This is a genomic window from Paenibacillus aurantius (assembly GCF_032268605.1).
GTDB lineage: Bacteria > Bacillota > Bacilli > Paenibacillales > NBRC-103111 > Paenibacillus_AO > Paenibacillus_AO aurantius.
Window position 1 is genome coordinate 3,580,310 of sequence record NZ_CP130318.1, and the last position, 25,442, is coordinate 3,605,751.

Annotated in this window: 25 protein-coding genes and 2 pseudogenes; 4 read left to right on the forward strand and 23 right to left on the reverse strand. The window is 56.7% G+C overall.

Features of this window, described 5'->3' with window-relative positions:
* The first annotated feature begins 179 nt into the window (after nt 1-179).
* On the forward strand, nt 180-722 hold the full coding sequence (locus MJA45_RS16005) for a 1,2-dihydroxy-3-keto-5-methylthiopentene dioxygenase (protein ID WP_315602918.1): 543 nt from the start codon (nt 180-182) through the stop codon (nt 720-722).
* A 131-nt stretch (nt 723-853) separates the two neighbouring features.
* On the opposite strand, the gene MJA45_RS16010 is transcribed toward MJA45_RS16005, so the two are convergent.
* From MJA45_RS16010 to MJA45_RS16025, 4 genes are all read right to left on the reverse strand, one after another.
* Nucleotides 854-1,651, reverse strand: a complete 798-nt coding sequence (locus tag MJA45_RS16010; protein ID WP_315602919.1) for an HAD family hydrolase — start codon at nt 1,649-1,651, stop codon at nt 854-856.
* Nucleotides 1,652-1,696: 45 nt separating this feature from the next.
* On the reverse strand, nt 1,697-2,212 hold the full coding sequence (locus tag MJA45_RS16015) for a hypothetical protein (RefSeq protein WP_315602920.1): 516 nt from the start codon (nt 2,210-2,212) through the stop codon (nt 1,697-1,699).
* Nucleotides 2,202-2,393, reverse strand: a complete 192-nt coding sequence (locus tag MJA45_RS16020) for a DUF896 domain-containing protein (protein ID WP_315602921.1) — start codon at nt 2,391-2,393, stop codon at nt 2,202-2,204. Before MJA45_RS16020 ends, MJA45_RS16015 begins: the two co-directional genes overlap by 11 nt.
* 165 nt (nt 2,394-2,558) lie before the next feature.
* Nucleotides 2,559-2,714 (reverse strand): LysM peptidoglycan-binding domain-containing protein, encoded by a 156-nt coding sequence (locus MJA45_RS16025; RefSeq protein WP_315602922.1) that lies wholly within the window; start codon nt 2,712-2,714, stop codon nt 2,559-2,561.
* Between the two features lie 372 nt (nt 2,715-3,086).
* On the opposite strand from MJA45_RS16025, the gene lexA reads away from it, so the two are divergent.
* Nucleotides 3,087-3,704: a transcriptional repressor LexA gene (gene lexA / locus MJA45_RS16030; protein ID WP_315602923.1), complete on the forward strand. Its 618-nt coding sequence runs from the start codon at nt 3,087-3,089 to the stop codon at nt 3,702-3,704.
* A gap of 128 nt (nt 3,705-3,832) precedes the next feature.
* On the opposite strand, the gene glnA is transcribed toward lexA, so the two are convergent.
* From glnA to MJA45_RS16080, 10 genes and pseudogenes are all read right to left on the reverse strand, one after another.
* Nucleotides 3,833-5,173 carry a type I glutamate--ammonia ligase gene (gene glnA / locus MJA45_RS16035; RefSeq protein ID WP_407083047.1) on the reverse strand — a complete coding sequence of 447 codons (1,341 nt, stop codon included), beginning with the start codon at nt 5,171-5,173 and terminating at the stop codon, nt 3,833-3,835.
* 21 nt (nt 5,174-5,194) lie between these two features.
* Complete coding sequence (locus MJA45_RS16040) at nt 5,195-5,608, reverse strand: MerR family transcriptional regulator (RefSeq protein WP_315602925.1); 414 nt, start codon at nt 5,606-5,608, stop codon at nt 5,195-5,197.
* A 78-nt stretch (nt 5,609-5,686) separates the two neighbouring features.
* Nucleotides 5,687-6,937, reverse strand: a complete 1,251-nt coding sequence (locus MJA45_RS16045) for a methionine gamma-lyase family protein (protein WP_315602926.1) — start codon at nt 6,935-6,937, stop codon at nt 5,687-5,689.
* Entirely contained in the window at nt 6,924-8,252 is a 1,329-nt protein-coding gene (hflX, locus tag MJA45_RS16050; RefSeq protein ID WP_315602927.1) for a GTPase HflX, read from the reverse strand. Before hflX ends, MJA45_RS16045 begins: the two co-directional genes overlap by 14 nt.
* Before the next feature lie 100 nt (nt 8,253-8,352).
* Nucleotides 8,353-8,775, reverse strand: a pseudogene (locus MJA45_RS16055) (AAA family ATPase); the annotation flags it as partial.
* On the reverse strand, nt 8,747-10,288 hold the full coding sequence (locus MJA45_RS16060) for a recombinase family protein (protein ID WP_315602928.1): 1,542 nt from the start codon (nt 10,286-10,288) through the stop codon (nt 8,747-8,749). The gene MJA45_RS16060 and the pseudogene MJA45_RS16055, both read right to left, overlap by 29 nt.
* Before the next feature lie 37 nt (nt 10,289-10,325).
* Nucleotides 10,326-10,487 (reverse strand): hypothetical protein, encoded by a 162-nt coding sequence (locus MJA45_RS16065; protein WP_315602929.1) that lies wholly within the window; start codon nt 10,485-10,487, stop codon nt 10,326-10,328.
* 130 nt (nt 10,488-10,617) lie between these two features.
* Nucleotides 10,618-10,824 (reverse strand): cold-inducible protein YdjO-related protein, encoded by a 207-nt coding sequence (locus tag MJA45_RS16070; protein WP_315602930.1) that lies wholly within the window; start codon nt 10,822-10,824, stop codon nt 10,618-10,620.
* A 61-nt stretch (nt 10,825-10,885) separates the two neighbouring features.
* Nucleotides 10,886-11,086, reverse strand: a complete 201-nt coding sequence (locus MJA45_RS16075) for a cold-shock protein (RefSeq protein WP_315602931.1) — start codon at nt 11,084-11,086, stop codon at nt 10,886-10,888.
* 454 nt (nt 11,087-11,540) lie between these two features.
* Nucleotides 11,541-12,107: pseudogene (locus MJA45_RS16080) on the reverse strand (AAA family ATPase); the annotation flags it as partial.
* 167 nt (nt 12,108-12,274) lie between these two features.
* Here MJA45_RS16080 and MJA45_RS16085 point away from each other — a divergent pair.
* A complete protein-coding gene (locus MJA45_RS16085; protein WP_315602932.1) occupies nt 12,275-13,033 on the forward strand; it encodes a GNAT family N-acetyltransferase in 759 nt (252 codons plus the stop codon).
* Here the strand turns inward: MJA45_RS16085 and MJA45_RS16090 are convergent.
* The 7 genes from MJA45_RS16090 to MJA45_RS16120 form a co-directional block, all read right to left on the reverse strand.
* Nucleotides 13,020-13,628, reverse strand: a complete 609-nt coding sequence (locus tag MJA45_RS16090; protein WP_315602933.1) for a YdcF family protein — start codon at nt 13,626-13,628, stop codon at nt 13,020-13,022. The genes MJA45_RS16085 and MJA45_RS16090 overlap by 14 nt on opposite strands.
* On the reverse strand, nt 13,621-14,325 hold the full coding sequence (locus MJA45_RS16095) for an alpha/beta hydrolase (RefSeq protein WP_315602934.1): 705 nt from the start codon (nt 14,323-14,325) through the stop codon (nt 13,621-13,623). Before MJA45_RS16095 ends, MJA45_RS16090 begins: the two co-directional genes overlap by 8 nt.
* A 14-nt stretch (nt 14,326-14,339) precedes the next feature.
* Nucleotides 14,340-15,029, reverse strand: coding sequence for a peptidylprolyl isomerase (locus tag MJA45_RS16100; RefSeq protein WP_315602935.1), 690 nt, complete (start codon nt 15,027-15,029; stop codon nt 14,340-14,342).
* 173 nt (nt 15,030-15,202) lie between these two features.
* Complete coding sequence (locus MJA45_RS16105) at nt 15,203-17,680, reverse strand: transglycosylase domain-containing protein (RefSeq protein ID WP_315602936.1); 2,478 nt, start codon at nt 17,678-17,680, stop codon at nt 15,203-15,205.
* Between the two features lie 213 nt (nt 17,681-17,893).
* Nucleotides 17,894-18,136 (reverse strand): RNA chaperone Hfq, encoded by a 243-nt coding sequence (gene hfq / locus MJA45_RS16110; RefSeq protein WP_315602937.1) that lies wholly within the window; start codon nt 18,134-18,136, stop codon nt 17,894-17,896.
* 60 nt (nt 18,137-18,196) lie between these two features.
* Nucleotides 18,197-19,162 (reverse strand): tRNA (adenosine(37)-N6)-dimethylallyltransferase MiaA, encoded by a 966-nt coding sequence (gene miaA / locus MJA45_RS16115; RefSeq protein WP_315602938.1) that lies wholly within the window; start codon nt 19,160-19,162, stop codon nt 18,197-18,199.
* On the reverse strand, nt 19,146-19,940 hold the full coding sequence (locus MJA45_RS16120; RefSeq protein WP_407083048.1) for a class I SAM-dependent methyltransferase: 795 nt from the start codon (nt 19,938-19,940) through the stop codon (nt 19,146-19,148). The genes miaA and MJA45_RS16120 overlap by 17 nt, the downstream gene beginning before the upstream one ends.
* Nucleotides 19,941-20,127: 187 nt before the next feature.
* On the opposite strand from MJA45_RS16120, the gene MJA45_RS16125 reads away from it, so the two are divergent.
* Nucleotides 20,128-20,475, forward strand: a complete 348-nt coding sequence (locus MJA45_RS16125) for a hypothetical protein (RefSeq protein WP_315602940.1) — start codon at nt 20,128-20,130, stop codon at nt 20,473-20,475.
* 141 nt (nt 20,476-20,616) lie between these two features.
* Here the strand turns inward: MJA45_RS16125 and mutL are convergent, their stop codons facing one another.
* Both mutL and mutS read right to left on the reverse strand, forming a co-directional pair.
* Nucleotides 20,617-22,596, reverse strand: coding sequence for a DNA mismatch repair endonuclease MutL (gene mutL / locus MJA45_RS16130; RefSeq protein ID WP_315602941.1), 1,980 nt, complete (start codon nt 22,594-22,596; stop codon nt 20,617-20,619).
* Nucleotides 22,597-22,609: 13 nt separating this feature from the next.
* Entirely contained in the window at nt 22,610-25,390 is a 2,781-nt protein-coding gene (gene mutS, locus MJA45_RS16135; protein ID WP_315602942.1) for a DNA mismatch repair protein MutS, read from the reverse strand.
* Between the last annotated feature and the right edge of the window lie 52 nt (nt 25,391-25,442).

The window sequence follows — 25,442 nt, forward strand, 5'->3', positions numbered from 1 at the left end:
ATCTCTCTGTTTGATTAAAAATTAGTTTACCAAAACCTACGGATTTATAAAAGACTCAAATCCAAGTTATTTCCCATCGTTTTACCCGGAATATTTCTGTCCCCTTCATCGACAACCGGGGGAGTCGTGCTTTATAATAGAAAACATAGAGTAAAGATTGTTAGAGGAGGACGTTCATCATGGCCGAAATTCGCATTCGCAGCACCAACGAACGCATCACCGGGGAAGAGCAGGTCAAAGCTTTTCTCGATAAGCAGGAAGTGCTTTATGAGCATTGGGACCCGGGCAAGCTCCCCGCCAGCCTGCAGGAAAGATTCGATCTTTCCGATGAGGAGAAGGCTCAAATTCTCCAAACCTTCGACTCCGAGATTCGCGACTTGGCGGCAAGACGCGGCTACCGCACCTGGGACATCGTCGTGCTGTCCGAGGCAACTCCGAACATTGAAGAGCTGCTGAAGAAATTCGAGCAGGTGCATACCCATACCGAGGATGAGGTTCGCGCCATCACGGCGGGCAACGGGATCTTCATTATCAAAGGAACGGACGATGTCGGCTACTTCGACGTCGAACTGACCGCCGGCGATGTTATCTCGGTACCGGAGCACAAACCGCACTTCTTTACCCTCATGGAGGACCGTAAAATCGTCGCCGTCCGTCTGTTCATCGAAACCGAGGGCTGGATTGCTCATCCGTTCGATGACCCAGCCTTCATCAAGGCCTAAGTCTTATTAAGCATTTAGACGGCATGAGGCCGGGAGAAAGACAGCTTCCTTGTGCAGCAGTTGTGAATAAAGATATCCGTAAAACAAACCCGCCCGGGCTTCAGCGCCCAGGCGGGTTTCTCATTTATGGATTAAAGCAGGGATTCCACAATCGGAAGAAGCTCCCTTAATCGGCCGATCTCATAGGTGGGAGTCACGTCTCCGGTGATCTCGGCCCCGTGAGAATTGATCCAGACGTTCTTCATGCCGATGGCAGCGGAGCCTTTGATATCGGTGGTCAGCTTGTCCCCCACCATGAGCCCTTCGGCGGGATCGATTTCGAGCAGACCTGCCGCGTGGTTAAAGATAGTAACGGCCGGCTTGCCCTCTCCGAATGTGCCCGAAATGAGGATATGATCAAAGTAGGCGGCCAGCTCCGGAAAGCCCGCCAGCTTTTCTTGCTGAAGATCCGGGGATCCGTTCGTAAGAAGGAGCAGCTTGACCTTTCCCTTGAGGGAATCGAGAACTTCAAAGGTTTCTTCGTACACAATCGGCCGGGCCCGGCGTTCTCTAGGAAACCGCTCCGCCAGTTCAGCTCCCAGCCCGGCGTCTTCAATGCCGATTCCTTTCAGTCCGCGCGTCCAAGCCTCCTTCCGGTAGCCCGGCGCTAACGCCTGCAGCTTGCGGAAGCTGTCATGCTCCCCTTCCGTAAAGTTAGCCCATAACCCTTCAAAGGGATTGATTCCGATCATCTGGGTAAAAGGATACGTTTCATATCCTTCATATAAAGCCCGGGCTTCCTTACGGACGGACGCTTCCAGTTCCTCCGGCTTGATGTCCGGATACCATTCAGCCGCTGAACGGCAGGTTGCCTCAAAGGCCTCCCGGACGCTGCGCTCGTCCCAAAGAAGCGTATCATCCAGATCAAACAAAACCGCCTTCAATGCCATTATCTGCTCCCCTTCTCTATCTCTGGTGTTTGCGGTAACAACCGCTTACTTGCTCTGCTCCGTCAGCTTCACGCCGTGACGTGCGGCGTACTCCCTCAGCCTGGCGGAAAGATCCCCGATCGGCATCCGGTGAAGGAAACGGGTAAAGATCCAGCGGACTCTCTTCTCCTTCAGCTGAATAACCGCGGTTCTCGGCGAAAGAATAATCTCGTCGATCTCTCCCGGTTCCAGCCACTTGTCGCCGGCGAACCGCCGCGAGGAGATCCGGTTCCGACCGATCCGGAGGATAGGCCGCCGGAACGCAAACAGGAAGAGACCAAGCAGACCGTAACAGGCTACCGTAATCCAGAACGAAGTATCCTGGTCATAGTATCCGTAGAAAGCGAGGGCATAAGCTGCGGCGAACAGAATGAGAACGAGGGGCAGAATCCAGCTTCTGCCGCGAAACACTTCCACCTCTTCGGTGCCCGAGTAGGAAATTCGCTCCTGTCCCTGCTTAAGCCTGCGCTTGTTAGCGGTCTTCCGGTTCTTCTCTACCATTCGTTCCCACTTACGGGACATTGTCTTCCTCATCCTCTACATACTTAATGGAATCCAGTTGAACCTTCAGACTGGATTTGAAAGCTTCTATATAAATTTTGCGAAGCTCGTTTCGTTCTTCCACTTCCTCGTCGGTAAGACCTACGGTTTTGGCTTTGCGCGCCAGTTCGTTAATTCTTGCAATGGTTTCGTCCATTCCCATTAGGTTTCGCCTCCCTGCTGTACGGCTCGTTTCTTTCTTACTTTGCCATTAACCCCCCGGCCTGTCAAGGGACGGCTAGAATGTCAAAAGGCCTTCCGTGTCTACGGAAAGCCAGTCCATAAAGTGCTCTAAATTCGCGTTAGGAGGACAACCCATTGCACCGGGTTAGGGCAAGTATAGAATTTGTCCCGGTCTAAGAGTAGTTCCTTCCAGATGATTAAGCTTCTTGATCTGCTGCATATACGAACGCACGCTCTCTCCCTTAGGAGCGTTCTCCTGGGCAATGCTCCAGAGCGTATCCCCCTTAATTACATCCGTCATTTTATGAGAAGCGGGAAGGGATTGCAGATCGTCGCTGCTCCCCGCGTATGCTTTAAAGAATAGGCCGAAGGAGAACGAAAGAGCTACGGCCAAAGTAAGAACAAGATAACGAATAGCCTTGCCCGAACGCTTATGGCTTACCGTCCCAGAACGCTTACTGCTTACCGTCTTCGTAAAGGAATTCACCGAAATCTCCCCCAAACATTTGTTCTGTTACGAGAATAACACGAACATGTGTTCAGGTCAACCATTTTTAGAACATTTGTTTCCCTTTTTGAGGAGAGCTGGATTTGTCGAAACTCGAACTAATGTTTGTACGAACTCCGGTTCTATGATATACTTTCCTTAATATTTCCTATTGGAGTGATGACTGTGAGCAAAATTTCCGGCCGCCAGCAGGCGATCCTGGATTTTATCAAAACCGAAGTGCGTGAGAAAGGCTATCCGCCTTCCGTCCGGGAAATCGGGGAAGCGGTCGGACTAGCCTCCAGTTCTACCGTGCACGGCCACCTCGAACGTCTGGAGAAGAAGGGTCTGATCCGCCGCGATCCTACCAAGCCGAGGGCGATTGAGCTCTTAGGAGAGGACAGCGAAGCCATGTTCTCCTTCTCGGTTGCCCGAGTCCCTCTGATCGGTAAAGTTACGGCAGGGGTACCCATTACCGCAACCGAGAATATCGAGGATTATTTCCCGCTCCCCATGCATTATGTCGGGGATGACAACGTCTTCATGCTTTCCGTCATCGGTGAAAGTATGATCGATGCGGGCATTCACAACGGCGACTATGTCATCGTCCGCCAGCAGCCGAATGCCAATAACGGCGAAATTGTCGTCGCCATGACGGAAGATGATGAAGCGACAGTCAAGACCTTCTATAAAGAGCGCGATCATATCCGCCTCCAGCCGGAGAATCCGACGATGGAGCCGATTCTACTTCAGAACGTAACGATTCTCGGGAAGGTCATCGGAATCTTCCGCGACATTCAATAGTAGGAACTCTACCAAGACCTGTGCCTCCTCGGCGCAGGTCTTTTTTGGCTGCACCGCTCTCTCCGCCCCCTATCGGCAAAACACGAAACCCCTTGGCCCGAAGGCCAAGGGGTCGTTTGCAAGCAAGATTAATAAAGGGTGATATACTGATCGCGTTCCCAGGAATGAACCTGGGTGCGGTACATGTCCCACTCGATTTCTTTCAGCTCATAGAAATGGGAAAGAGCATGCTCGCCCAGAGCGTCGCAGATCACTTCGTCGCGAATGAGCTCGTTCAAGGCCTCTTTCAAATCGGCCGGCAGGCTTGGGATGCCTTGCTCTTCTCTCTCTTCTTCGCTCATGACATAGATGTTGCGGTCGGTCGGAGCCGGCAGAGACATCTTGTTCTCGATGCCGTCCAAGCCGGCCTTCAACATAACGGCGAGAGCCAGATAAGGGTTGGCGGCCGGGTCCGGATTGCGCACTTCCACCCGGGTGCTCAGCCCGCGGGAAGCCGGGATCCGGATCATCGGACTGCGGTTGCTCGCCGACCAGGCCACGTAGCAAGGAGCCTCATACCCGGGAACAAGACGCTTGTAAGAGTTCACCGTCGGATTCGTGATGGCGGCGAACGAGCGGGCGTGCTTCAAGATTCCCGCCATGTATTGTCTCGCCTCATCGCTCAAGCCCAGCTTATCCTTCTCGTCGTAGAAGGCGTTCTCGCTGCCGCGGAACAAGGACTGGTGGCAGTGCATCCCGGAGCCGTTCACCCCGAACAGCGGCTTCGGCATGAAGGTCGCGTGCAGGCCGTGCTGGCGGGCGATCGTCTTGACCACGAGCTTGAACGTCTGGATCTGGTCGGCCGCTTTGATGGCGTCGGCATATTTGAAGTCGATTTCGTGCTGGCCGGGGGCTACCTCATGGTGGGAAGCTTCGATCTCAAAGCCCATTTCCTCCAGTGTCAGCACAATCTCGCGGCGGCAGTTTTCCCCGAGGTCCGTAGGGGCTAAATCGAAGTAACCGCCTTGGTCGTTAAGCTCCAGCGTCGGGTTGCCCTTCTCGTCGGACTTGAACAGGAAGAATTCCGGCTCTGGTCCGACGTTCATCGTCGAGTAGCCTTTATCGTTCGCTTCCTTCAGCACTTTCTTCAGAATGCCGCGAGGATCCCCGGCAAACGGAGTGCCGTCCGGCAGATAAATGTCGCAAATCAGACGGGCGATGCGGTCTTCCGCCACCCAAGGGAAAATGACCCAGGTGTCGAGATCCGGATACAGGTACATATCGGATTCCTCAATCCGCACATACCCTTCGATGGAAGACCCGTCGAACATCATTTTGTTGTCCAATGCCTTTTCCAGCTGGCTGACCGGGATTTCCACATTCTTGATGGTGCCGAGGAGATCCGTAAACTGCAGGCGGATGAATCTTACGTTTTCCTCTTTGGCAATGCGCAGAATATCTTCTTTGGTATATCCTTTGTTGTAACCCACTGTTAAATCTCCTCCCATGAATTAATGAAAAAATCGGGAAAGCTCTCCCTGAATCAGAGAAACCTGACCGGGACGCTTGCCGCTGATCAACTGCTGCTTGAGCATCTTGTGGAGCTGGGTTTCCGTCAATTCCTTGCGCTTCATCTCGGTTTGTTCGGTAATGACCGTCGCCTCCTCGGAATCACCCGATACCGGGAGCAGGACCTGTTTGATTCCGGCTATGTTTACGCCCTTCTCAATCAGATCTTTGATCTCAAGCAGCCGTTGTACGTCGATGAATGAGTACAAACGCTGGTTCCCGCCCGTACGGGCAGGCTTAACCAATTCATGCTGTTCATAATACCGAATCTGTCTGGCGGTTAAATCGGTTAATTTCATGACTATCCCGATAGGGAACAGCGCCATGTTCTTGCGCAATTCATCATTGTTAGCCATAGCCAATCACTCCTGTGACGGTTAGTCACATTTATTGTACCGTTATCCCATAAAGGTGTCAAGAAATGTGAGGTTTAATTACAATAATCCGCGTTTGGCCATATTCTCAAGAGCGCATAGAACCCCCAGCTTGGCGTGGGAATAAGTCAAGCCCCCCTGCATGTAGCCGATATACGGCTCCCGGATAGGAGCATCCGCCGAGAGCTCCAAGCTTCCGCCCTGCATGAACGTGCCCGCCGCCATGATAACGGGGTGCTCGTACCCCGGCATGTCCCACGGCTCGGGAACGACGTGGGCATCGACGGCCGAAGCCTTCTGGATGCCCTGCACGAAGGCGATCAGGTGCTCCTCTCCCGTGAAGCGGATCGCCTGAATGAGGTCGGTCCGCGGCTCCTCCCAGCGGGGATGCGTCTCAAACCCGAGCCGTTCGAAGACGGCTGCAGCAAAGACGCTACCCTTGAGGGCCTGTCCGACCAGATGGGGAGCGAGGAAGAAGCCCTGGAACAAGCTGCGCGTCGTTCCCAGCATCGCCCCTACCTCTCCCCCGATTCCGGGTGCGGTCAAGCGGTAGGCCGCTTTCTCCACGAGATCGGCGCGGCCGGCGATATATCCTCCCGTTGCCGCAATGCCGCCGCCCGGGTTCTTGATGAGGGAGCCTGCCATAAGATCGACGCCGGCCTCCGTCGGCTCCGTCCGCTCGGTGAACTCCCCGTAGCAATTGTCGACGAAGACGATCACGTCCGGCCGGATCCCTTTGACGAAGTCGACCATTTCCTTAATCTGGCTCACCGTAAAGGACGGCCGCCAATCGTAGCCGCGGGAGCGTTGTATGCCTACCACCCGAGTATCGGGGGTCAGCTTCTCGCGAATGGTATCCCAATCGGGAGATCCGTCCCCGCGAAGAGGCGCCTCGTCATAGGCGATGCCCCAGTCCCCAAGGGAGCCGGAGCCGTCCTTTCCCCGGCCAATGACTTTGTGGAGCGTGTCATAGGGTCGCCCCGTAATGTACAGCAGCTTGTCCCCCGGGCGCAGAACTCCGAACAGAGCCGTTCCGATCGTGTGCGTCCCGGACACAAAATGAGGCCGCACCAAAGCGGCCTCCGCTCCAAACGCCTCCGCGTAAACCAGATCGAGCACCTCGCGGCCTCTGTCGTTATACCCGTACCCGGTCGAGCCGGCAAAATGAAAATCGCTTACTTGATATTTCTGAAAAGCCCGGATGACCTTCCACTGGTTATGGTCAACCGTTCGGTCCATTTCCTTAAGTCGGCCGTCGATCAGAGCTTCCGCCTGATCCACCACCTCTTCGATTCGCTTAGATGCCGTCATGCCGTTCTTTCTCTCCCTTATCCTCTGCTCCGTCCACTTCGTAGTCCGCAAGCTTATAGCCGTTTATCGCATAATCCGTTTCGTCCACTTGAACCTTCAGGAGCATCGTCCCTTCTTCTTCCCCGGTCGTAAGTACGTCGCCGATCCGGTACACGAGCGAAATCAGATCGCCCCGATCCGCCGGAATCCGGAACGTTTTGCGGTCTCCTGCGAGCCTCTCTTGGATGCGCTCCTTGATCCGCTCGAGATCACTATCCCGGTAGGCCGACACCTTCAGATAATCCCCTTCCACGGTCAGGAGCTCCTGTTCGGGATGGGACAGCAGATCAATCTTGTTAAACAAGGTAAGCTGCTCTTTGCCGTGGGCTCCGAGCTCTTCGAGAACCTCGCCGACAACCTTCATCTGCTCCGTCCTCATCTCCGAGGAGCCGTCCACGACATGCAGAATGAGATCCGCTTCGTTGGCTTCCTCGAGCGTAGCCCGGAAGGCGGCGATCAAATCATGGGGCAGGTTCTGGATGAATCCAACGGTATCCGTCAGGACGATCTCTTTGCCGCTTGGCAGGACCAGGTTGCGCGAGGTGGGATCAAGCGTCGCGAACAACTGGTTCTCCACGTACACATCGGCGTCCGTGAGCTGCTTAAGCAGCGTGGACTTGCCTGCGTTGGTGTAGCCGACGAGGGCGACTTGGTAAATGCCCGTCTTTTTGCGGCGCTCCCGGTGAAGGGTCCGGTGCCGGACTACCTCGGCGAGCTGCCGCTTCAGCTCGCTGATGCGGTTGCGGATGTGCCGGCGGTCGGTCTCGAGCTTCGACTCCCCTGGCCCCCGCGTTCCGATTCCTCCGCCGAGACGGGAAAGATTTTTCCCGTGGCCGGAGAGACGCGGCAACAGATAGCTCAGCTGGGCAAGCTCGACCTGCAGAATGCCTTCCCGTGTTTTCGCGCGTTGGGCGAAAATGTCGAGGATAAGCTGGGTACGGTCAATGATTTTGACATCCAAGGCTTCCTCCAGGTTTCGAACCTGGGCTCCCGAGAGCTCCTGATCGAAGATGGCGGTGTTCGCCTTCGTCATTTCCAGCAGTCCCCGAAGCTCATCGACCTTCCCTTTGCCAATAAACCATTTCGTATCGGGGGTTTCCCGGTTCTGGGTCATGGTTTCCACTACTTCAACTCCCGCCGTTTCGGCGAGGCTGACCAGCTCCTGAAGGGAGTATTCCGCCATTTCGGCGCTTATTTTCTGGGCTTGGGTCACCAAGCTGACGAGAACCGCGCGTTCGTCCTTCGGACCCGCCACTTCATGGGTATGGGGTTTCATAGTCGTTCCGCCTCCTTTGCTGCGTCCTTTAGTGTAAGTATAAGACAATTTGCGTTATGGATCTTGTTAGAACCGCTATGCCCCTTCCGGTTAACCGGGATTATGGAGTCCGGCCGCGCTCCAGCATGAAATCCTCCGGGCGCAGCGTCATCAGCTCCTGACGGGAAGGGACCCCGATGGTATGCTGAAGCAGCCGGACCGCCTGCTGCCGAAGGGCCTTTTCAATCAGGTTGCGGACGTAGCGTGCGTTGCTGAACGATTCGCCGAAGCTGTGCTTCTCCTTCGAAAGATGCTGGCGCAGCTTCCATTCGGCATTGGGAGCGAGCACATACTGCCGCTCTTTCAGCATCAGGTTGGCGATCTGGAGCAGCTGGTCGACCGTATAGTCGGGAAAATCCAGCTGAACCGGAAACCGGGAAGGAAGCCCGGGATTCTGCTGGAGAAAAAAGTCCATTTCCTCCGGATAGCCGGCCAGAATGAGGATGAACTGATTTTTATAATCCTCCATGGCTTTGACTATCGTCAAGGTTTCCCGGCAATTCGGCCGTGCGGTATTCCAGCTCCAGGCGCCAGCCCTTGTGAAAACCAACCTGGAGCAGTAGCTTCTCGGCCATCCTCCTCTTTTCTGCGAAAGAAAGGCTCCCCCGAAGCGACTCCCAGCGGTTCGCCGTCTCCTCCCATCCCCTATGGGCAGGAACCTGCCCCCGGTTCTTCTCGCGCAGGCGGCTTTCCAGCGTCTCCCTTTCCCTCTCCAGCTCCAGCCGTTTGCGCTCGTAAGCCGGACGTTCAAGTCCTCCGCTCAAATAGAGCTCCAGCAGCCGTTCCCTGCGGCCCTCCAGCTGCTTTCGTTTCCGGAGGAGAGGACAGCTGTCCGGATTCTGCTCTGCAGCCTGGCAAGCCTTATCGAGAGATTTCGGTGCCAGGCCGGCGGCCAGAGCCTTAAGCCATGCCGTTACGTGGGCGTCCAGTGCGTCCCACACTACCCCATCCACGACACCGGTACTCCAGTACGGGCTGTCGCAGGGCGGCCCGGCTCCTTCCCCCCGCCCTGCCGGCGATCGGGAACGCTTCTTCCCGGAGCACCGGTAATAGGAAGTCCTTCCTCCGGAGCCGGGATCGGCGGCCATGGGACGTCCGCAGCTGCACCGCCCCAGCCCGGCGAGCAGGTATTCCCGCTCCGGCGGCCTTCCGGAATGCTTCCGGTGCTTCTCCAAAGCCTGCTGGGCGCGGTCGAACAGCTCCTCCGTGATCAGCGCCTCAAGAGGAAGGGGAAACTGCTCCTCTACCGGCCTCTTCCGCCGGAAGCCCTGATGATAATCGACTTTATACGCCATATAAGTCCCGAGGTAACTCGTGTTCCGCAGAATACGCGAAACCGTGGAGGCATGCCAGGCTTCTCCGCGGGGGCCGGGTGTTCCTTCCGCCTCCAGCAGGCGGGCGATGGCGGCTGCGCTGCGTCCTTCCGCGGCGAGCTCGAACATTTCCTTCACCACCGGAGCGGTCAAAGGATCGGGCTGAAGAACATCCTCCTCCTTGTCAAAGGCATATCCGAACAACCGGGGATTGCAGCTCAGCTTCCCGTGGTTTTGGATTTTGGCCATCCGGCCGCGGATGGTTCTCTCCTTGATCTTCTCGCGCTCGAACTCAGCGAACATGCCTCTAAGCTGGTAGAACATGCGCCCTTCTGCTGTATTGTTCCATGTAAAGTTAACGAATTCAAGGCCGACTTTGTTTTTAAGGATTTCGTCGGTCAGGATCAGCTGATGGGCGAGCTTGCGGGCAAACCGGTCCGGGTCGTACATGATGACGCACGCCGGCTTGTGGACGGAGGCCGTCAGCTCCCGAAGCCGGTTCAAGCCCGGACGGTCCATGCCGGCGCCGGATACCTCATCGGTCAGGATCCGTACCGTCTCCCGGGCATAGCCGAGCTCCTCCGCCTTCCGGAGGCAGTCCTCCACCTGGGCTTCCAGGCTGTAGCCCTTCTCAGCCTGATCCTCCGTCGACACCCGGGCATAAATGATAGCCCAGTCCGTCATATCTTATTACCCCGATGCGGGCGGATTCCCCTTTCCTTCATTGTAATCCGCCTGCCTCTCCAGCACAAACCGGCAGGAGGCCGTCCGGGTCCTCCCAGGCTTCCCTCAGTGTCTCCATGACCAGTACGGTTTGTTCCACGCTTCCCGTATAGCTCTCTTCCACGGTTAACTCCTTGGCGGACAGCGGTTTTCTCGGCATGGGCATCCCTCCTGACGCCATGTATATGAGAAGTACAGAATGTCCCATTCCCCGCGGCTTGTTCCAGGAATCGGCGCCATAACGAAGAAAAAGACTGCCGGCTGGCAGTCTTGGGGCATATCGGGAGGAATCAGCTGAACGCCATATTGCGGGTCGTATTCGTCAAAGCGGGAAGCATCCGGGATTCCTCATTCATGCCAGAGCCGCATAAGGGACAATCGGGAACCGCTTGAAAGGCAAAATTTTGCCTCATCCATCCTTTGCATTCCGGACTCGAGCAAGCCCATACATTCGTGTCTTCTTCCGGAATGATTTCGGGCATTTTTTTGGAAAACATGCCTTCCCCTCCTTCTTCCTCATGCTTGGTTTAACTCAGACCAGCCCTGTTGACGCGACGCTTACAGCTTTGTAACCTGCTCGGCTTGAGCTCCCCGGTTGCCTTGAACCACATTAAAGGAGACCCGCTGGCCTTCCTCCAATGTCTTGAAGCCTTCTCCCGCGATCGCGCTGTAATGAACGAACACGTCGGTGCCGCCTTCCTGCTGAATAAAACCATAGCCTTTGTCGGGGTTAAACCATTTGACCGTACCGTTCTGCATTCTTTTCTAACCTCCATACCCAAATGGACAAGATATTCGTCTTAACCTTAACAGTATATGTTAATTGTAGGGAACTATTCAGAAAGCTTTAGCAAAAATTATCCTTTACATTATCCTTTTCCTCTGGTATAGTTAAGACTTGTTTACAATTTACCCCTCCTACCTATCCCCTTTTAGTTTCATCTATTCCCACAACCCGCTAAGATGAACGGTGCGTATGATCTCACGAATAGGCACGAAAAGGCAGTAACCGTAACATTTGGATGTACCGATTCTCACTGGCGCGGTCTTCGGAGCCGCAAGGATGAAAGAGAGGCAGGGCTTTCGTTGTTTTGGACCCATTAACGGTAAGAACAGCAAGAATCTTCAACAAGATTGGATATAGAGTAAGATGCTAGGCTGCCGAACGGCAGACCGGGGCAAATTGTAGCATAAATCGGGAAAGGGCTGCGGTGCTTTTGACTAACGCATCGATGGCTTCCTTGCCGAAGTCTTTCTCGCCTCCTCGGGCGAGGCTGTAGGCTTCGTCGATGAACAGAATGCCGCCGAGCGATTTCTTGATCAGCTCGCGCGTTTTCAGGGCCGTATGCCCGATATACTCCCCAACCAGGTCGGCCCGCTCGGCTTCCACCAAGTGACCTTTACTCAGGACGCCCATGTCTTGAAAAAGCTTGGCGACGAGACGGGCCACCGTTGTTTTACCGGTTCCGGGATTGCCTTTGAAGATCATATGGTAAACCTGGGAAGGACTCTGCAGGCCGGCATCCGCCCGGTACTGCTTGATCGTCAGGAGCGCGTAGACTTCGTAGAGAAGCTCCTTGACATTGTCGAGACCGGTCATCCGGTCGAATTCCTTTAGAATATCCGAAAAAGGCCCCGGTGCCTCGGCTGCCTTGGATAGTGCCGACGCTTCGGCTTCCAAGGGAGCCGGAACCGGTTCGGCTTGACGAAGGACAACATTGATCTGCCGGGAAGGGCGCTGTTCCTTTTTCAGGTCGGTCACGATGCTGCGTCCGCTCATTAGCTCATCACCTCTTCGAATGGGTATTTAAAGTATACGCAGGAGCCCAGGCATATGTGTGCCTGGGCTATTTTTTTCTGCTGCAACCGATTGTATATTTATTCATTCAAATGTATACTTATTTACCGATAAGGTTGAATTCCGTTCGCAGGAGGAGTACAGAGAGAATGAGACGTCCCGACATGTTTCGCAAGATCGAAAGAATGGCCGCAAGAACATGGCCCCCGGAAAAGGAGGTGGAGCTTGGCGCCTGGAGGCTCCGGGCTTCAAGAGGAGTAACCAAAAGAGCCAACAGCGTTCTGACGGCCGGCGACTATCCCGAAGGAGATTGGCTGGCCGCGGCGGAAGCCTTTTACCGGGAGCAGGGGCTTCCGTCCCAGTTTCAGGTTAGCAGCGGATCCCCTGAGGGGCTGGACGCCCATTTGGAACAGCTCGGGTATGAGAAGATTGTCCCCTGCTGGGTCATGACTGCTCGAACAGAGACGATTAACCGAAATCTGGGCCGTTCGACCGCCGGTTTCGAGACCGATATTCAAATGGACATGCAGGAGGAGTGGCTTGACCGGTTTCTGGATATGGAAGAATTCCCGGACAGCCGCCGGCCGGTCTATGAACGCATGTTCCGTTCCATTCAACCTACCAAGGGCTTCTTTCTCGTTCTTCTGGAAGGCGAGACGGTGGGCATGGCGGCGGCTGTTGCCGAGGACGGCTGGGCCGGCTGGATCAATGTGGTGGCCGATCAACGGTATCGCCGGATGGGCATCGGTACCGAGATTGCCCGCGCATTGACGCAGTGGAGCCTCGCCCAAGGGGCGGAGCATACCTACCTGCAGGTAATAGAAGACAACGAGCCCGCTGTCCGGCTCTACCGGAAAGCGGGCTTCGAACGGCTGTATGATTACCACTACCGGGTTAAGAGCGAATGAACATTCCGAGCTTCTGCAGCTCCCACTTCGTGAAGGCAAGCGTCTCTCTTGATTTGTGCCAGGCCATATTCAGAACGGTGGAGCCGCATACGGACACCTGGAACGGCTCCATTCTCAAGTAACGGGCTATGTCTTCCGAGCGGGCGCCATGATAAGCATGCGTAATAACGATGGAGCTTTTCAAGCCGGACGCCTTCATAATGGCTTGGGAAAACCGTAAATTCTCGTAGGTGGAGGTGCTCTTCGTTTCGGTTAGAACGGCTTGTTCCGGAACTCCCTTCGCTAGTAAATACCTTCTCATGCCTTCGGCTTCCGTGATGGTCGCTCCGTTCGCATCTAGCCCGCCTGATACGAGGAAGACGGCGAACCGGCCTTCCCGGTACAGGCGGTAAGCGTGATCCAATCTTTCCTTCAAGCCCGGACTGGGCTCATCCTTCCATAAGGACGCTCCAAGAACAATGCCTACATCACTTTTTCCCGTCAGGGGTTCGGTTTCCAGGTGATAGATCCGCCACTGGATATAACCTGTCCATAGGACAGCGAGAAGGACGAGGATGGCCGCCGGCTTCCTCCAAGCTCTTCCCCGTTTACCCATGGCCAATACCCGAAAGGGGCCTTCCGTCTCCCCGCGTTTCCCTGCCCAGAAACCCTTCCACACGGGTAAACACTTCCCTGGCTTCCACATCCGTGCAGATGATATGACGGGACTCCGGAAAGAAGTGAAGCTCCTTATCCCCCTTGAGGCGTTTATGAATATAACGGGCGCTGTAGGGATGAACGATTTGATCGCGGGCGCCTTGAACAATTAAGGTCGAAGCGGTCACTTCGTCAAATTCGGGTTTAAGCTCGCGGACGAGCCGCATGAACTGGACAACGGCCGGCAGCGGAGTGCGTTCCTTGCGGCGGTAATAGGAAGTGTCCCCTTTGCGCCATTGCCGGTACACATCACGGGCGAGCCGGGCCGGGCTTACATAGTAGACGGCGGCATTCAAGAACACCAGGCGGCGGACCGGATACCGGTTGGCCAAATAAGCGGCAATCAGGCCACCCATGGAGAAGCCGACCAAATCGAACCTCCCGTACCGTCCGGCCAGCTTATCCGCTTCCTCTTCAGCGGCCTTCAGCCAATCTCTGCGGGACACGTTCTTCAGCTTTCTAAGATCGCCCCCGTGCCCGGGAAGCGTCGGCGTGAAGCAATCCCATCCCCCATCATGCAGGTGGCGGGCAAGGGGATGTACCTCGTAGGCTCCCCCCGTAAATCCATGCAGCAGCAGGCATGCGCGGTCACTCAACGGGCCTGCCTCCTTTATTTTTCAATAATTTTGACCGAGTTGATGGTTACCTTCTCCGTAGGCTGGCTGGGCGTTTGATCCGGGGAGCCCTGCGCCATCTTTACAGGAGTCGACGCGATTTTCTGAACCGTATCCATGCCCTGGCTTACCTTGCCGAAAATGGCGTAATCCGGCTGGGCATTCAGGCCGGCGCAGGAAGGTCCCGTGCATATAAAAAATTGGCTTCCTGCCGAGTTCGGAGCCCGGGTCCGGGCCATCGCCACGATGCCCTCGTCATACTTGCTGTGCGTCATGTTGCGCTCGTCCTTGATCGTATAACCCGGTCCGCCGGCTCCCGTGCCGAGAGGATCCCCCGTCTGTACCATAAACTCTTTAATGATGCGGTGAAACGTAATTCCGTTATAGAAATTTTCCTTCGCCAAGAAAACAAAGTTGTTCACCGTAATCGGTGCTTCCTTGGCAAATAAATCAATAGTGAAGCTTCCTTTGGATGTATCGACCTGGGCCTGGTAGCTCTTGTTCTGGTCAATCTTCATCTCGGGCGCTTTCGACCAGCTCTTGCCTGCGGCTTGTCCTCCGCTGGATTGGGATGGCGGCGCACTCCCTCCCGCACTCCCCTCGTTCTTAGCCTGTCCGCAGCCGGAGGCTAAAAGTCCCGCCAGCACCAGCAGGCCAACCATACTTGCTAATCGAACCTTCCTCATATCCACGACTCCTTCTGTTCAGCTAAACTGCTTAAATTATAGCAAACCGCGACGGGAAACCAAAGCCCTTCCCCTCGCCTTCTCTCCAACCGGAGGGATAGGTCCCGCCCGTAATCCTCTCTCCTTCCCCAACCCAAAAAGAGCAGCCCGGGGCTGCTCTTCTCACTCTCTCTTTATGGGTTCTGAGGGGCGGGCGAACCGCTCTGTCCGGGCGTAGCCGAAGAAGAAGCCGGCTGGCTCGGGGCAGGACTTGACGTAGCCGATGGACGAGGCGTGCGGTTTCCTCCCGGGCTGCTGCCTGGCTGGCCCGACGGCTCCGGCGACCTGCCCGGCCCGCTCGGACCTGGAGAGCCTTGGCCCGGCCCAGGAGAGGTTCCCGGTCCCGGGCTGCCCGACGGGCTCGCTGAAGGAGTGGCGGAAGGCGTCGGACTTGGGGACGGAGACGGCGATTCGGACGGAATGGCCACTTCCGAAACGTTCGACTTCTCTCCCTTCACGTTGTTCTCCAGATTGACGGGAATGACGTAATACTGGTAAGTCTCCCCTGGTTTAACCGTCGTATCGTACACCTCCGCCGGACTCTTCACTTCCTGCAGAAGGGTGAAGTCGCTCTGGGAGTCCTTGCGGTATATTTGATAAGACGTCTGGCCTTCGGAAGCCGTCCAGGTCATCCGGACCTTCTTCAGATCGGGATAGTAAGTGGCGGCGAAGTCTCCTATGCCCTTAGGAGGTTCTTTAATATCCGAAACTCCGTTAGGGCGTTCAAAAGGCTTAACCGGAACCTTGGCGAGCGATTTCTCCATGACATCCTTGAAGATCGCGGCCGCCGCTCCGCTGCCCATCGTAATATAGTGATCTTTGTCTGTCCTGTCGAAGCCCATCCAAACGGCCGCGGTCCACTCCGGGGTATACCCGGCAAACCAGAGGTCGGTGTTGTTCTTCTCCAATCCCTTGATGTCCAGCTGGGTGGAGCCGGTCTTGCCTGCTGCCGGACGGTTCATTTTGCCGGCCGTTCCGGTTCCCCCCGGCTCGAGCACCGTCTGCATCATTTGGGTCATGTAATAAGCCGTCTTCGGCTTCATGACCTGCTTTCCTTTATCCCCTTTGTAGCTTGCCACTTCCTTGCCGTCGGAATCGACGATGCTAAGGACGGCGTGGGCCTTGTACTGGGTTCCGTTGTTCGGGAAGGCGCTGTACGCCTGCGCCATCTGCAGCGGACTGGCTCCGTACGTCATCCCGCCCAGGGCAATCGCCAGGTTATTATCCTTCTCGTCGAAGGGGATCCCGAGGTTGGAGGCGAAGGTCTTGCCTTTCTTCAAGCCGATTTCGTTCAAGAGCCAAACAGCGGGAACGTTGATCGACTTCTGGATAGCCGTCGTCATATCGACTTGACCGCGGTACGAACCCAGATCCTTAGGAGCATATCCCCCGATATTGATGGGCTCATCCTTGAGCATTGAATTCGGACCGTACTCTCCGCTTTCAATAGCGGGAGCATACACAACCAGAGGCTTCATGGCGGATCCGGGAGACCGCGGATCGAGCGCCCGGTTGCGTCCCTTGCTCTCGTAGTCCCGTCCTCCGATCATGGCGACAATTCCGCCATCCTTGTTATCGACAATCACCATACTGCTCTGCATAGGAAGTCCGTTCATGTCCTTCTGGAAGAACTTGTCGTTGTTATAGGTGTCTTCCATATTTTGCTGGGCGATCGGATTCAAGGTCGTGTAAATCTTGTAGCCTCCACTTCGGAGAACACTCTCCTCGATCTGGTAGGTCTCGGAAGCTTCTTTAAGCACATAATCCGTGTAGGTCAGGAACTTGTTCGTGGAGCCCGCTTTGACGGCCTTGTTGGGGTCGTATTCCATTTTGGCCGCCTGCTCCTTCTCGGCCTGGGTAATATAGCCCTGATCGGCCATAAGCTGCAGAACGACGGCTCGTCGGTCCTTGGAACGCTCCGGGTTGTCGATCGGGTTGTAGTTGGACGGAGCCTTCGGGATTCCCGCCAGCGTGGCAATCTGCCACGTTTCCAGATTATCCAGCTTGTCGACCCCGAAATAACGCTTGGCGGCCGCCTGGATCCCCAGGGCGCCTTTGCCGAAGTTGATCTGGTTCAAATACATCTCGAGAATTTGCTGCTTGGTAAACTGGCCTTCCAGCGCCATGGCAATGGACATTTCCGTCCCTTTGCGGAACAGCGTTTTGTCCGCATTCAGAAACATGTTTTTCGCCAGCTGCTGGGTGATGGTGCTGCCGCCCTCCACGGCGGACCTGGCGACAACGTCCTTAACCAGAGCCCGTCCGATGGACCAGAAGTCCACTCCCGAATGCTCCCAGAACCGCCGGTCCTCCGTCGCAACGAAGGCATTCGTCACCTTCTCGGGAATATTCTCGACCACCTGCCGGTTGACCCCCAGCTTCGTGACCTCGTTCTTGTTCACATCGTAAATGGTGGAGGCTTGAGGCATGTTCAGCTTGTCCATGTTAGCCTTGAGCTCTTTCTGGCCGTTGAAAATAATAAAAATGTAACCCGCGAGCCCGCAGATGATGGCCAGTGCCGCAGCTACCAGACTCCAGGAAAGGAGCTTGGACCAGCTGAACGGCTTTTTCTTCTTCTTGCCGGAGGGTGAGGATGTGCGTTTATTGGCCATTCGGATGATTTCCCCCTTCTGTCTCTGTCTATTTACTATTCTTATACCCTGCCTGACGAGTATACCAGAACCTTACCCTGAAATTCCTGCACATTCATCTTATCAAATTCTTAAGCTTTTATAAAAAGAACAACCCAAGTCAACATTGGGTTGTTCCGGTATTTGCTATAGGGGATAACGATTCCTTACGAGAGGCCCTTCCCTCCTGCCGGATTACTGGCCTTCTGCGGAATGATCCTGGAGGAATTGAACCGAGCGAAGAGGAGTAAACGTCGAAATGGCATGCTTGTACACCATTTGCTGTCTTCCTTCGCTGTCGATAATGATGGTGAAGTTATCGAACGCTTTAATCAATCCCCGGATTTGGAAACCGTTGGTCAAGTATACGGTAACGGGTATGCTTTCCTTACGCAGTGAGTTAAGAAAATTGTCTTGAATGTTGATCGACTTATTCATTAGTGGTCCCCCTTCAAATATGGAAAAATTCCCGTCATCGCGTAGTTCGATGAGCTTCCGTCAAGCTTCGGATTCGGTATACTTTGTTGCTATTATAGCATTAATTGTCTGTAAATGCCCAGCAAAGTTTACCGTATCCGTCACATCCACCCAGTGGATATCCTTCATATGCCGGAACCAGGAAAGCTGCCGCTTGGCGAACCTCCGGGTGTCCCGTTTCAGCAGGTAAACGGCATGCTCATAGGAATAGTCCCCGCGCAAATATCCCACCATTTCTTTATACCCCAACGCCTGCATGGAAATCAAATCCGGGGAGCAGCCCCTCTCCAGAAGCCCTTGCACTTCGCGCAGAAGCCCTTTTTCGAGCATCTCGTCGATCCTTTCTTCGATCCGTTTGTAGAGCAGCGCCCTGTCCATCGTCAGCCCGATCAGGCAGAGCCGGTAAGGAGATTCCTTGTTCTGGCCGGCGAGCTGTTCCGACAAGGTGGCGCCCGTCACGTGATGGATTTCGAGCGCCCGGATCACCCGGCGGTAATCGTTCGGATGCAGCCGGTCAGCCGACGGGGGATCCACTTCCCTTAAGCGGTCGTGGAGCGCTTCGGGCCCGTAGTCCTGCAGATACCTCATTTGCTCCTCGCGGAACGCTTCATCCGCTCCCCCTTCGCTGAACCGGTACTGGTAGCATAAAGATTCAATATAAAGACCCGTCCCTCCCACTACAAAAGGCAGACGGTTCCGGGAACGGATATCCCGGATAGCTTGACCCGCCCGCTCCTGAAAATCGGCCGCCGAAAAGGGCTCGTCCGGATTAAGAATATCGATCAGATGGTGGGGAACGCCCTGCTGTTCCTCCGGGGTGATCTTGGCTGTTCCGATGTCCATCCCCCGGTATACCTGCATGGAGTCTCCGGATATGATTTCACACCCGTGGGCCCTTGCCAGGGCTATACTGAGCTTGGTTTTGCCTACAGCCGTCGGCCCAATGAGGACTAGAAGCTCCGGCTTGTTCTCAAGATGACGTTCCACAATCGATCACTCCGTATGTAATTTTGGTGCGGGTCCGCTTCGGACGGTAAAAGCCGAGGCGCTCGAACTCCGGACTGTCCCGGTGGTCCTTCAGAACCACTCTCCGGCGTGCCACGCGGACCGCTTCCTTTACGGCCTCCGGTGACAGAGGATGGGGATTCGCCGCCTGGCGAAGCGGGGAAATGGCACTGGAGTCCTCGAGAGGCAGCCGGAACATCGGATCGAAATAGACAATATCGCAGCTATCATCCGGCTGGGAGCGCAAATACGACAGATGCTCGGCATGCCGGATTTCGATTCTCCTCATCGCCTCCTCCAACGGGGCCAGATCCGTGGGATAAGCCTGCAAGCCTTCCCGCAGCAGAAGAGCCAGCACGCGTTCGCTTTCCAGGGCGGTCACCTTTCCCGACGCTCCTGCGGCGTACGAAAAAACCAGGGCGTCGGACGCAAGTCCCGCCGTGCAGTCGAGGATAGCATCCCCTGGCCTCGCTCCCGAGAGCTCCAGCATCGGATCGGGCTCCCCTCTCTCCAGCCTTTTGATCCGCACATGAGCCATGCTGGGATGAAAATAGAGGAAGTCCTCCCCTTCCGGGTAATATTGAAGCTGGCGCTCGGTCTGGAGCAGAATGCCGGCCGTCGCATACCGTTCCCTCAATTGGCGGATCGACAGCCGCCTCCTCGGCACCCATTGGGCTCCCAGCTCGGCGGCCCATTGGCGGGAGCGGCCCACTATGGTTTCGGAGGGATTGTAGGACGTGGTTACAATCAAACCGTTCACCTCCTCCTAATGTTGCCGCAGCCCGGCTTTCTCGTGGACAACGAAGCGTTTCAGGCCTGCGGCGGTTTCCTTAACGAGTATACTCTTTTTGGCCGGGTTTGATAAGCCAGGCCCCTTCTCCTGTTTCTTGCGGCTGCTTATCGGGTATTGGTTGTGTAAAGGCCTTAAGAAGAGGAGTGAAACGATCATGGACAAACTTTCTTATGGGGTAAGCCTAGGCAGAAATGAAATCCTTCCTTTGGAGGAATCGAAAGAATATGAATTTGAAATAGAAGCGACGCCGGAGGAAGTCGGGCTCCTTCAAGAGCTTATCGAAGAATCGGAGGATACCGAGCAGTGGCTGATCGGCCGGGCCAAAACGCCTTATGAAGCGTTTCCGGAGGACGACCAGGACGAGAAGAATTTGCCGTCGGACATCCGCCTTCAAGAGGTGTACAAGCTGATCCATCGGCTGGGGGTTCCGGAAACCAAAGCTCATATTGAGCAGATGAGGGTTCTCCAGCCAAGGAACGGCAATGAACTCATAGAGAAATAAGCCGGGAGACCAATAGCCAAGTCATCATAAAGGGAGCCGGGGCGAACACGCCCGGCTCCCTTTTTTAGGCTGAACACGCCCCCAACTGGAGGCGCATTCCCCATCGTTTTATTAAACGGCCGTTCCTTATGCTCAGAACGCTTACATGACGCGCTTGAACATCTTCTCCAGCTCATAGGTAGAGAAGCTGACCACGATGGGACGGCCATGCGGGCACGTATAAGGATTCCGGCAGGCCGCCAGCCGATCGAGGAGAGCCTCCATCTCCACCTTTGTCTGGCTCTGGTTCGCTTTAATGGAAGCTTTGCAAGAGCACAGCGTGGAGGCCTTCTCCCTCAATTTGGCGATGTCCACCGCCTTCCTCTCGGAAAGAATCCACTCGGCCATCTCTTCGATGATTCGCTTCTCTTCCCCGTCCGGGAACCAGTGGGGATAAGCCCGGACAATGAAGGAATTCCCTCCGAAAGGCTCGATATAGACGCCCGCCTGCTCGAATACCGGCAGCCTGGCTTTCATCAGCTCCGTCTCCGACGGGGTAAATTCCAGCGTGATGGGAACGAGGAGCTCCTGGCTCGCTTCTGCCGGTTTGCCGAACTTCTCGTAATAATACTCGTAGTTGATCCGTTCGTGAGCGGCATGCTGGTCGATGAGGAACATGCCCTCCTCGTTCTGGGCGACGAGGTACGTGCCGTGAAGCTGCCCGATCGGGGCGAGCTTCGGGAACTCCGGCAGCCTGGCCGGCCCGCCGACTGCATCCGGCGCCGAAGCGAGCCGGGCCAGCATGTCCGCCGGCAGCGGCGGCGCCGGAACCGCGGGCCGCCAAGCCGAGCCGCCGCTGCCGCCCCCCGAGGGGCGGGCCGCGGAAGCTCCGGCGTAGCGCTCCGGAGCCGGCCAGCCGCCCGCCGGTGCGCCGCTGCGCGCGGGTGCCGAAGCCGCCGCGGCTTCGGCCTGCGGCCAGCTCGCGGCAGGCGGCTGGCCGTCGGCGGCCGGCTCGCCGCCGGGCTCCGGCGGGGCCGGCGGCAGCGGCGCATCCGCGGCGGGGGCCGGCTCGGCGCCCGGGCGGTAGAGCGCGAGCTGCTCCTGCACGACCGCGGTGCGGCCGATGCTTTGCTTGGCCGCCTGCGGGATGTGCACCTGCCGCTGGAGCACCGCCCGGACCTGCTGCTCGGTGAACTCAAGCAGCTCGGCTTCCTTGCTGAAGCGGACCTCGAGCTTCGCCGGATGCACGTTGACATCCAGCAAGGAGGGGGCCATTTCCAGATGAAGCACCGCCACCGGATAGCGGTTGATCGGCAGCAGGGTGTGATAAGCTCTCATGATGGCGTGAGCGAGGGCGTTGCTGCGGATGTAGCGGCCGTTCACGACCACGGACAGCGCCATCCGGTTCGCCCGCGTCAGCTCCGGCTTCGACACGAAGCCGTGGAGCCGGTAATCCAGGTCCTCCCCTTCGACGGGAAGCATGCTCTTGGCGGTAGCCGTCCCGTAGATGGCCGCGATGACCTGAAGCAGGTCCCCATTTCCCAGCGTTTGGAGCAGGGTATGCCCGTTGTGCTTCAGGGTCAGGGCGATACCCGGATGGGCAAGGGCCAGCCGGTAAATATAATCGGAGACGTGCCCGAGCTCCGTCTGGATGGTTTTCATGTATTTCAACCGGGCGGGGGTATTGTAGAAGAGCTCCTTGACGAGAATATCCGTCCCCCGCGGGGCGGTGACTTCCTCCAAGGCTTCCACCTTCCCCCCTTCGACGACAAGACGGCGGCCAAGGCCGCTCGTCTCGGCGGAGGTGGTGCAGTCCACCTTGGCAACGGACGCAATGCTCGGCAGCGCCTCTCCCCGAAACCCTAGCGTCCGGATCTGGAACAGATCCCGGCCGGTGGCAATCTTGCTGGTGGCGTGGCGCTCGAAGGCGAGGGAGATGTCCTCCGGCTCCATCCCGGAGCCGTTGTCCTTCACCCGAATAAGCTTCAGCCCGCCCTCTTCGATCGTCACGTCGATGCGGGTGCTGCCCGCATCGACCGCGTTCTCGACCAGCTCCTTCACCACCGAGGAGGGTCTCTCGACCACCTCGCCCGCGGCAATCAGGTTCGCAATATGATCGTCCAGTATCGTTATTTTGGCCACTTGCGCTTCCTCCTTACTGAAGCTTCTGCTTTAGCTCGTAGAGCAGGTTCATCGCCTGCAAAGGAGTCATGTTAATCAAATCCGCCTGGCGGATCCGTTCGGCGAGGAGGTCGGCTTTGGAATCGGCCTTCTTCGGGACGGGTGCCGGCTCCTCGGCAAACAGGCTGAGCTGCACGAATCCTCCGCCGCGCCTGCCTGGCTCGGCTCCTTCCCCGTTCTTGTCCGCCTCTGCGGAAGGGCCGGCGGGATAAGCTTGTCCGGCGGCCGCTTCCCTGACAACGCGTGCGTCTCCGGAAGCGAGTCTCTCTTCTCCGGAGGCGATCCTTCCCTCCGATTCATGCGGCTTACGCGCGGGAGCCGGTGTTTCCGCCCCTGCCGCCGCTTCCCGCTCGGCGGAGGCCGCCGCCCGCTCCTCAAAGGCATTCAGCAGGTCGTACGACCGCTGGATGATGCTCTCGGGCAGACCGGCGATCTCCGCGCAGTAGATGCCGTAGCTCGTATCCGCCGCCCCGCGGATCAGCTTGCGCAGGAAAGTGACCTGCTGGCCGCTTTCCTTGACGGCCATGCAGTAATTTTGCAGGTAGGGCAGGCTTTCCTCCAGATGAGCCAGCTCATGGAAGTGGGTGGAAACGAGCGTTTTGCATCCAATCTCATGGTGAAGAAACTCGATGACGGCCTGGGCGATGGCCATGCCTTCGCCCGTCGAGGTCCCCCGGCCCAGCTCGTCGATGATCACCAGACTTCGCTCGGTCGCTTTCTCGGTCATGACCTGGATGTCCATCATCTCCACCATGAAGGTGCTTTGTCCGCCAATCAGGTCGTCAGCCGCCCCGATCCGGGTGAAGATCCGGTCGGTCAGAGGAACCTCGGCCCGCTCCGCCGGGACGAAGCACCCGATCTGCGCCATGATGCAGACGATGGCCACCTGGCGCATGTAGGTGCTTTTGCCGGCCATGTTGGGACCGGTTATAAGCAGGATGCGGGCTTCGTCGCGGGTCAGGCTGGTGCTGTTGGCAATGAAGGCACCCTCCTTCATAACCGCCTCCACGACCGGATGCCGGGCCTCCTCCAGCTGGAGATCGTATCCTTCGCCAAGCACCGGCCGAACGAACCGGTTGGCGGCGCTGACCGTGGCAAGCGACTGGTACACATCGGCCGTTCCGATGATTTCTGCGAGCTTTTGCAGCCGTCCGATTTGACCGGCGATCTTCTCCCTAAGCTCCGAGAACAGCTCGTATTCGATATCGACCATCTTCTCCTGGGCTTCCAGAATGAGCGCTTCCTTTTCCTTCAGCTCCGGAGTAATAAACCGTTCGGCATTGGCGAGCGTCTGCTTGCGCTCATACAGCCCCTCCGGCAGCTTGCCGAGGTGAGTGCGGGTGACTTCGATATAATAGCCGAATACTTTGTTAAATCCGACTTTGAGCGAACCAATGCCCGTTCTCTCCCGCTCCCGCCGCTCCAGCTCCGCGATCCACTGTTTCCCTCCGCGGTCTGCTTCTTTCAGCTTGTCCAGGTGTTCATGGTACCCGTCCTTGATTAAGCCTCCGTCCCTTACGGAGACGGGGGGCTCCTCCACGATAGCGGCCTCAATCCATTCCCGCACATCCTGGCAGGCGTCCATGCCTTCCACCAGCTTTCCGAGCGTTGCGGAGCCGGAGTCCACGCACGCCTCCCGGAAGGAAGGAATCTGCTCGAGCGATTTTCTCAGGGCCACCAAATCACGGCCGTTCGCGTTTCCGTACGAGATCCGCGCCACCAGCCGTTCCAGATCATAGACGTCCTTGAGGGCCGTCCGCAGCTCTTCCCGTACGATAAGCTGGTGATAGAGACGATCCACCGCTTCGAGACGCTCTTCGATGTGAGACCGGTTCATGAGCGGCTTTTCCACCCACCGCCTCAGCATCCGGCCTCCCATGGAGGTAACCGTGGAGTCGAGCAGCCACAGAAGAGACCCTTTCTTCGAGCGGTCCCTTACCGTCTCGACCAGCTCCAGGTTGCGCCGGGTAAAAGGATCCATGGTCATAAACTGACGGGTTTCATAGGTGCGGATGCGGGTGATATGGACGAGCGTTCTTTTCTGGGTGTCCTTCAGGTAGGCCATCAGGAAAGAAACGGCTGCAAAGGACGCCCCGTCCAAACCGCCGGTCTCTCCGTCTCTAAAGTGCTCCTCCAGAAAGGGATCGTCACGCTTGTCCCATCTCGTCATGACTACCGGCTTCATAGCCGGAGGAAGAATCGGGCGGATGGCATCCAGAAGCCGGGCGGGGCCAAGAAGCTCGGAAGGGCTGTAAGCGATGATTTCGTCCAAAAGCCCTTCCGTCGCGGAGGGCAGAGAAGTGACGTACAGCTCGCCTGTCGTCATGTCGCAGGCGGCAAACCCATATCCGCTGTCTTCCTCGGATACGGCCACAATGTAATTATTGGCGGCTTCCTTCAGCAGCTTTCCTTCCATCAGCGTTCCGGGGGTCACGATTCGGACGATTTCCCGCCGGACGACTCCTTTGGCTTCCGCCGGGTCCTCCACCTGCTCGCATATGGCCACCTTGTAGCCCTTCTCGATCAACCGGATTATGTAAGCCTCAGCGGAATGATAGGGAACGCCGCACATGGGGATTTTCTCTTCCGCTCCGCCGACTCGCCCCGTCAGCGTCAGCTCGAGCTCTCGGGAGGCGAGCACGGCGTCTTCGAAAAACATTTCATAGAAATCACCAAGCCGGAAAAACAAAAAAGCGTCCGGGACCTCGGCCTTTACGGACAAATATTGCTGCATCATCGGTGTGTATTGCGTCATAGGAACCCCCAGAAACGAAATAGCTGAGGTCTGCCGGCAGCCGGCAGACTCT

Bases quoted from the DNA above. Each gene is read 5' to 3' on its own strand.
- MJA45_RS16060 (WP_315602928.1), bottom strand. From the start codon at position 10,288: ATGACGGACTGGGCTATCATTTATGCCCGGGTGTCGACGGAGGATCAG.
- hflX (WP_315602927.1), bottom strand. From the start codon at position 8,252: ATGAAACCCCATACCCATGAAGTGGCGGGTCCGAAGGACGAACGCGCG.
- MJA45_RS16040 (WP_315602925.1), bottom strand. From the start codon at position 5,608: ATGGCTAACAATGATGAATTGCGCAAGAACATGGCGCTGTTCCCTATC.
- MJA45_RS16085 (WP_315602932.1), top strand. From the start codon at position 12,275: ATGAGACGTCCCGACATGTTTCGCAAGATCGAAAGAATGGCCGCAAGA.
- MJA45_RS16025 (WP_315602922.1), bottom strand. From the start codon at position 2,714: ATGACGGATGTAATTAAGGGGGATACGCTCTGGAGCATTGCCCAGGAG.
- MJA45_RS16075 (WP_315602931.1), bottom strand. From the start codon at position 11,086: ATGCAGAACGGTACGGTCAAATGGTTTAACCCCGACAAAGGCTATGGT.
- MJA45_RS16015 (WP_315602920.1), bottom strand. From the start codon at position 2,212: ATGTCCCGTAAGTGGGAACGAATGGTAGAGAAGAACCGGAAGACCGCT.
- MJA45_RS16100 (WP_315602935.1), bottom strand. From the start codon at position 15,029: ATGAGGAAGGTTCGATTAGCAAGTATGGTTGGCCTGCTGGTGCTGGCG.
- MJA45_RS16005 (WP_315602918.1), top strand. From the start codon at position 180: ATGGCCGAAATTCGCATTCGCAGCACCAACGAACGCATCACCGGGGAA.
- MJA45_RS16065 (WP_315602929.1), bottom strand. From the start codon at position 10,487: ATGCCGAGAAAACCGCTGTCCGCCAAGGAGTTAACCGTGGAAGAGAGC.
- MJA45_RS16045 (WP_315602926.1), bottom strand. From the start codon at position 6,937: ATGACGGCATCTAAGCGAATCGAAGAGGTGGTGGATCAGGCGGAAGCT.
- MJA45_RS16070 (WP_315602930.1), bottom strand. From the start codon at position 10,824: ATGTTTTCCAAAAAAATGCCCGAAATCATTCCGGAAGAAGACACGAAT.
- MJA45_RS16020 (WP_315602921.1), bottom strand. From the start codon at position 2,393: ATGGGAATGGACGAAACCATTGCAAGAATTAACGAACTGGCGCGCAAA.
- mutS (WP_315602942.1), bottom strand. From the start codon at position 25,390: ATGACGCAATACACACCGATGATGCAGCAATATTTGTCCGTAAAGGCC.
- MJA45_RS16125 (WP_315602940.1), top strand. From the start codon at position 20,128: ATGGACAAACTTTCTTATGGGGTAAGCCTAGGCAGAAATGAAATCCTT.
- MJA45_RS16010 (WP_315602919.1), bottom strand. From the start codon at position 1,651: ATGGCATTGAAGGCGGTTTTGTTTGATCTGGATGATACGCTTCTTTGG.
- hfq (WP_315602937.1), bottom strand. From the start codon at position 18,136: ATGAATAAGTCGATCAACATTCAAGACAATTTTCTTAACTCACTGCGT.
- MJA45_RS16105 (WP_315602936.1), bottom strand. From the start codon at position 17,680: ATGGCCAATAAACGCACATCCTCACCCTCCGGCAAGAAGAAGAAAAAG.
- MJA45_RS16090 (WP_315602933.1), bottom strand. From the start codon at position 13,628: ATGGGTAAACGGGGAAGAGCTTGGAGGAAGCCGGCGGCCATCCTCGTC.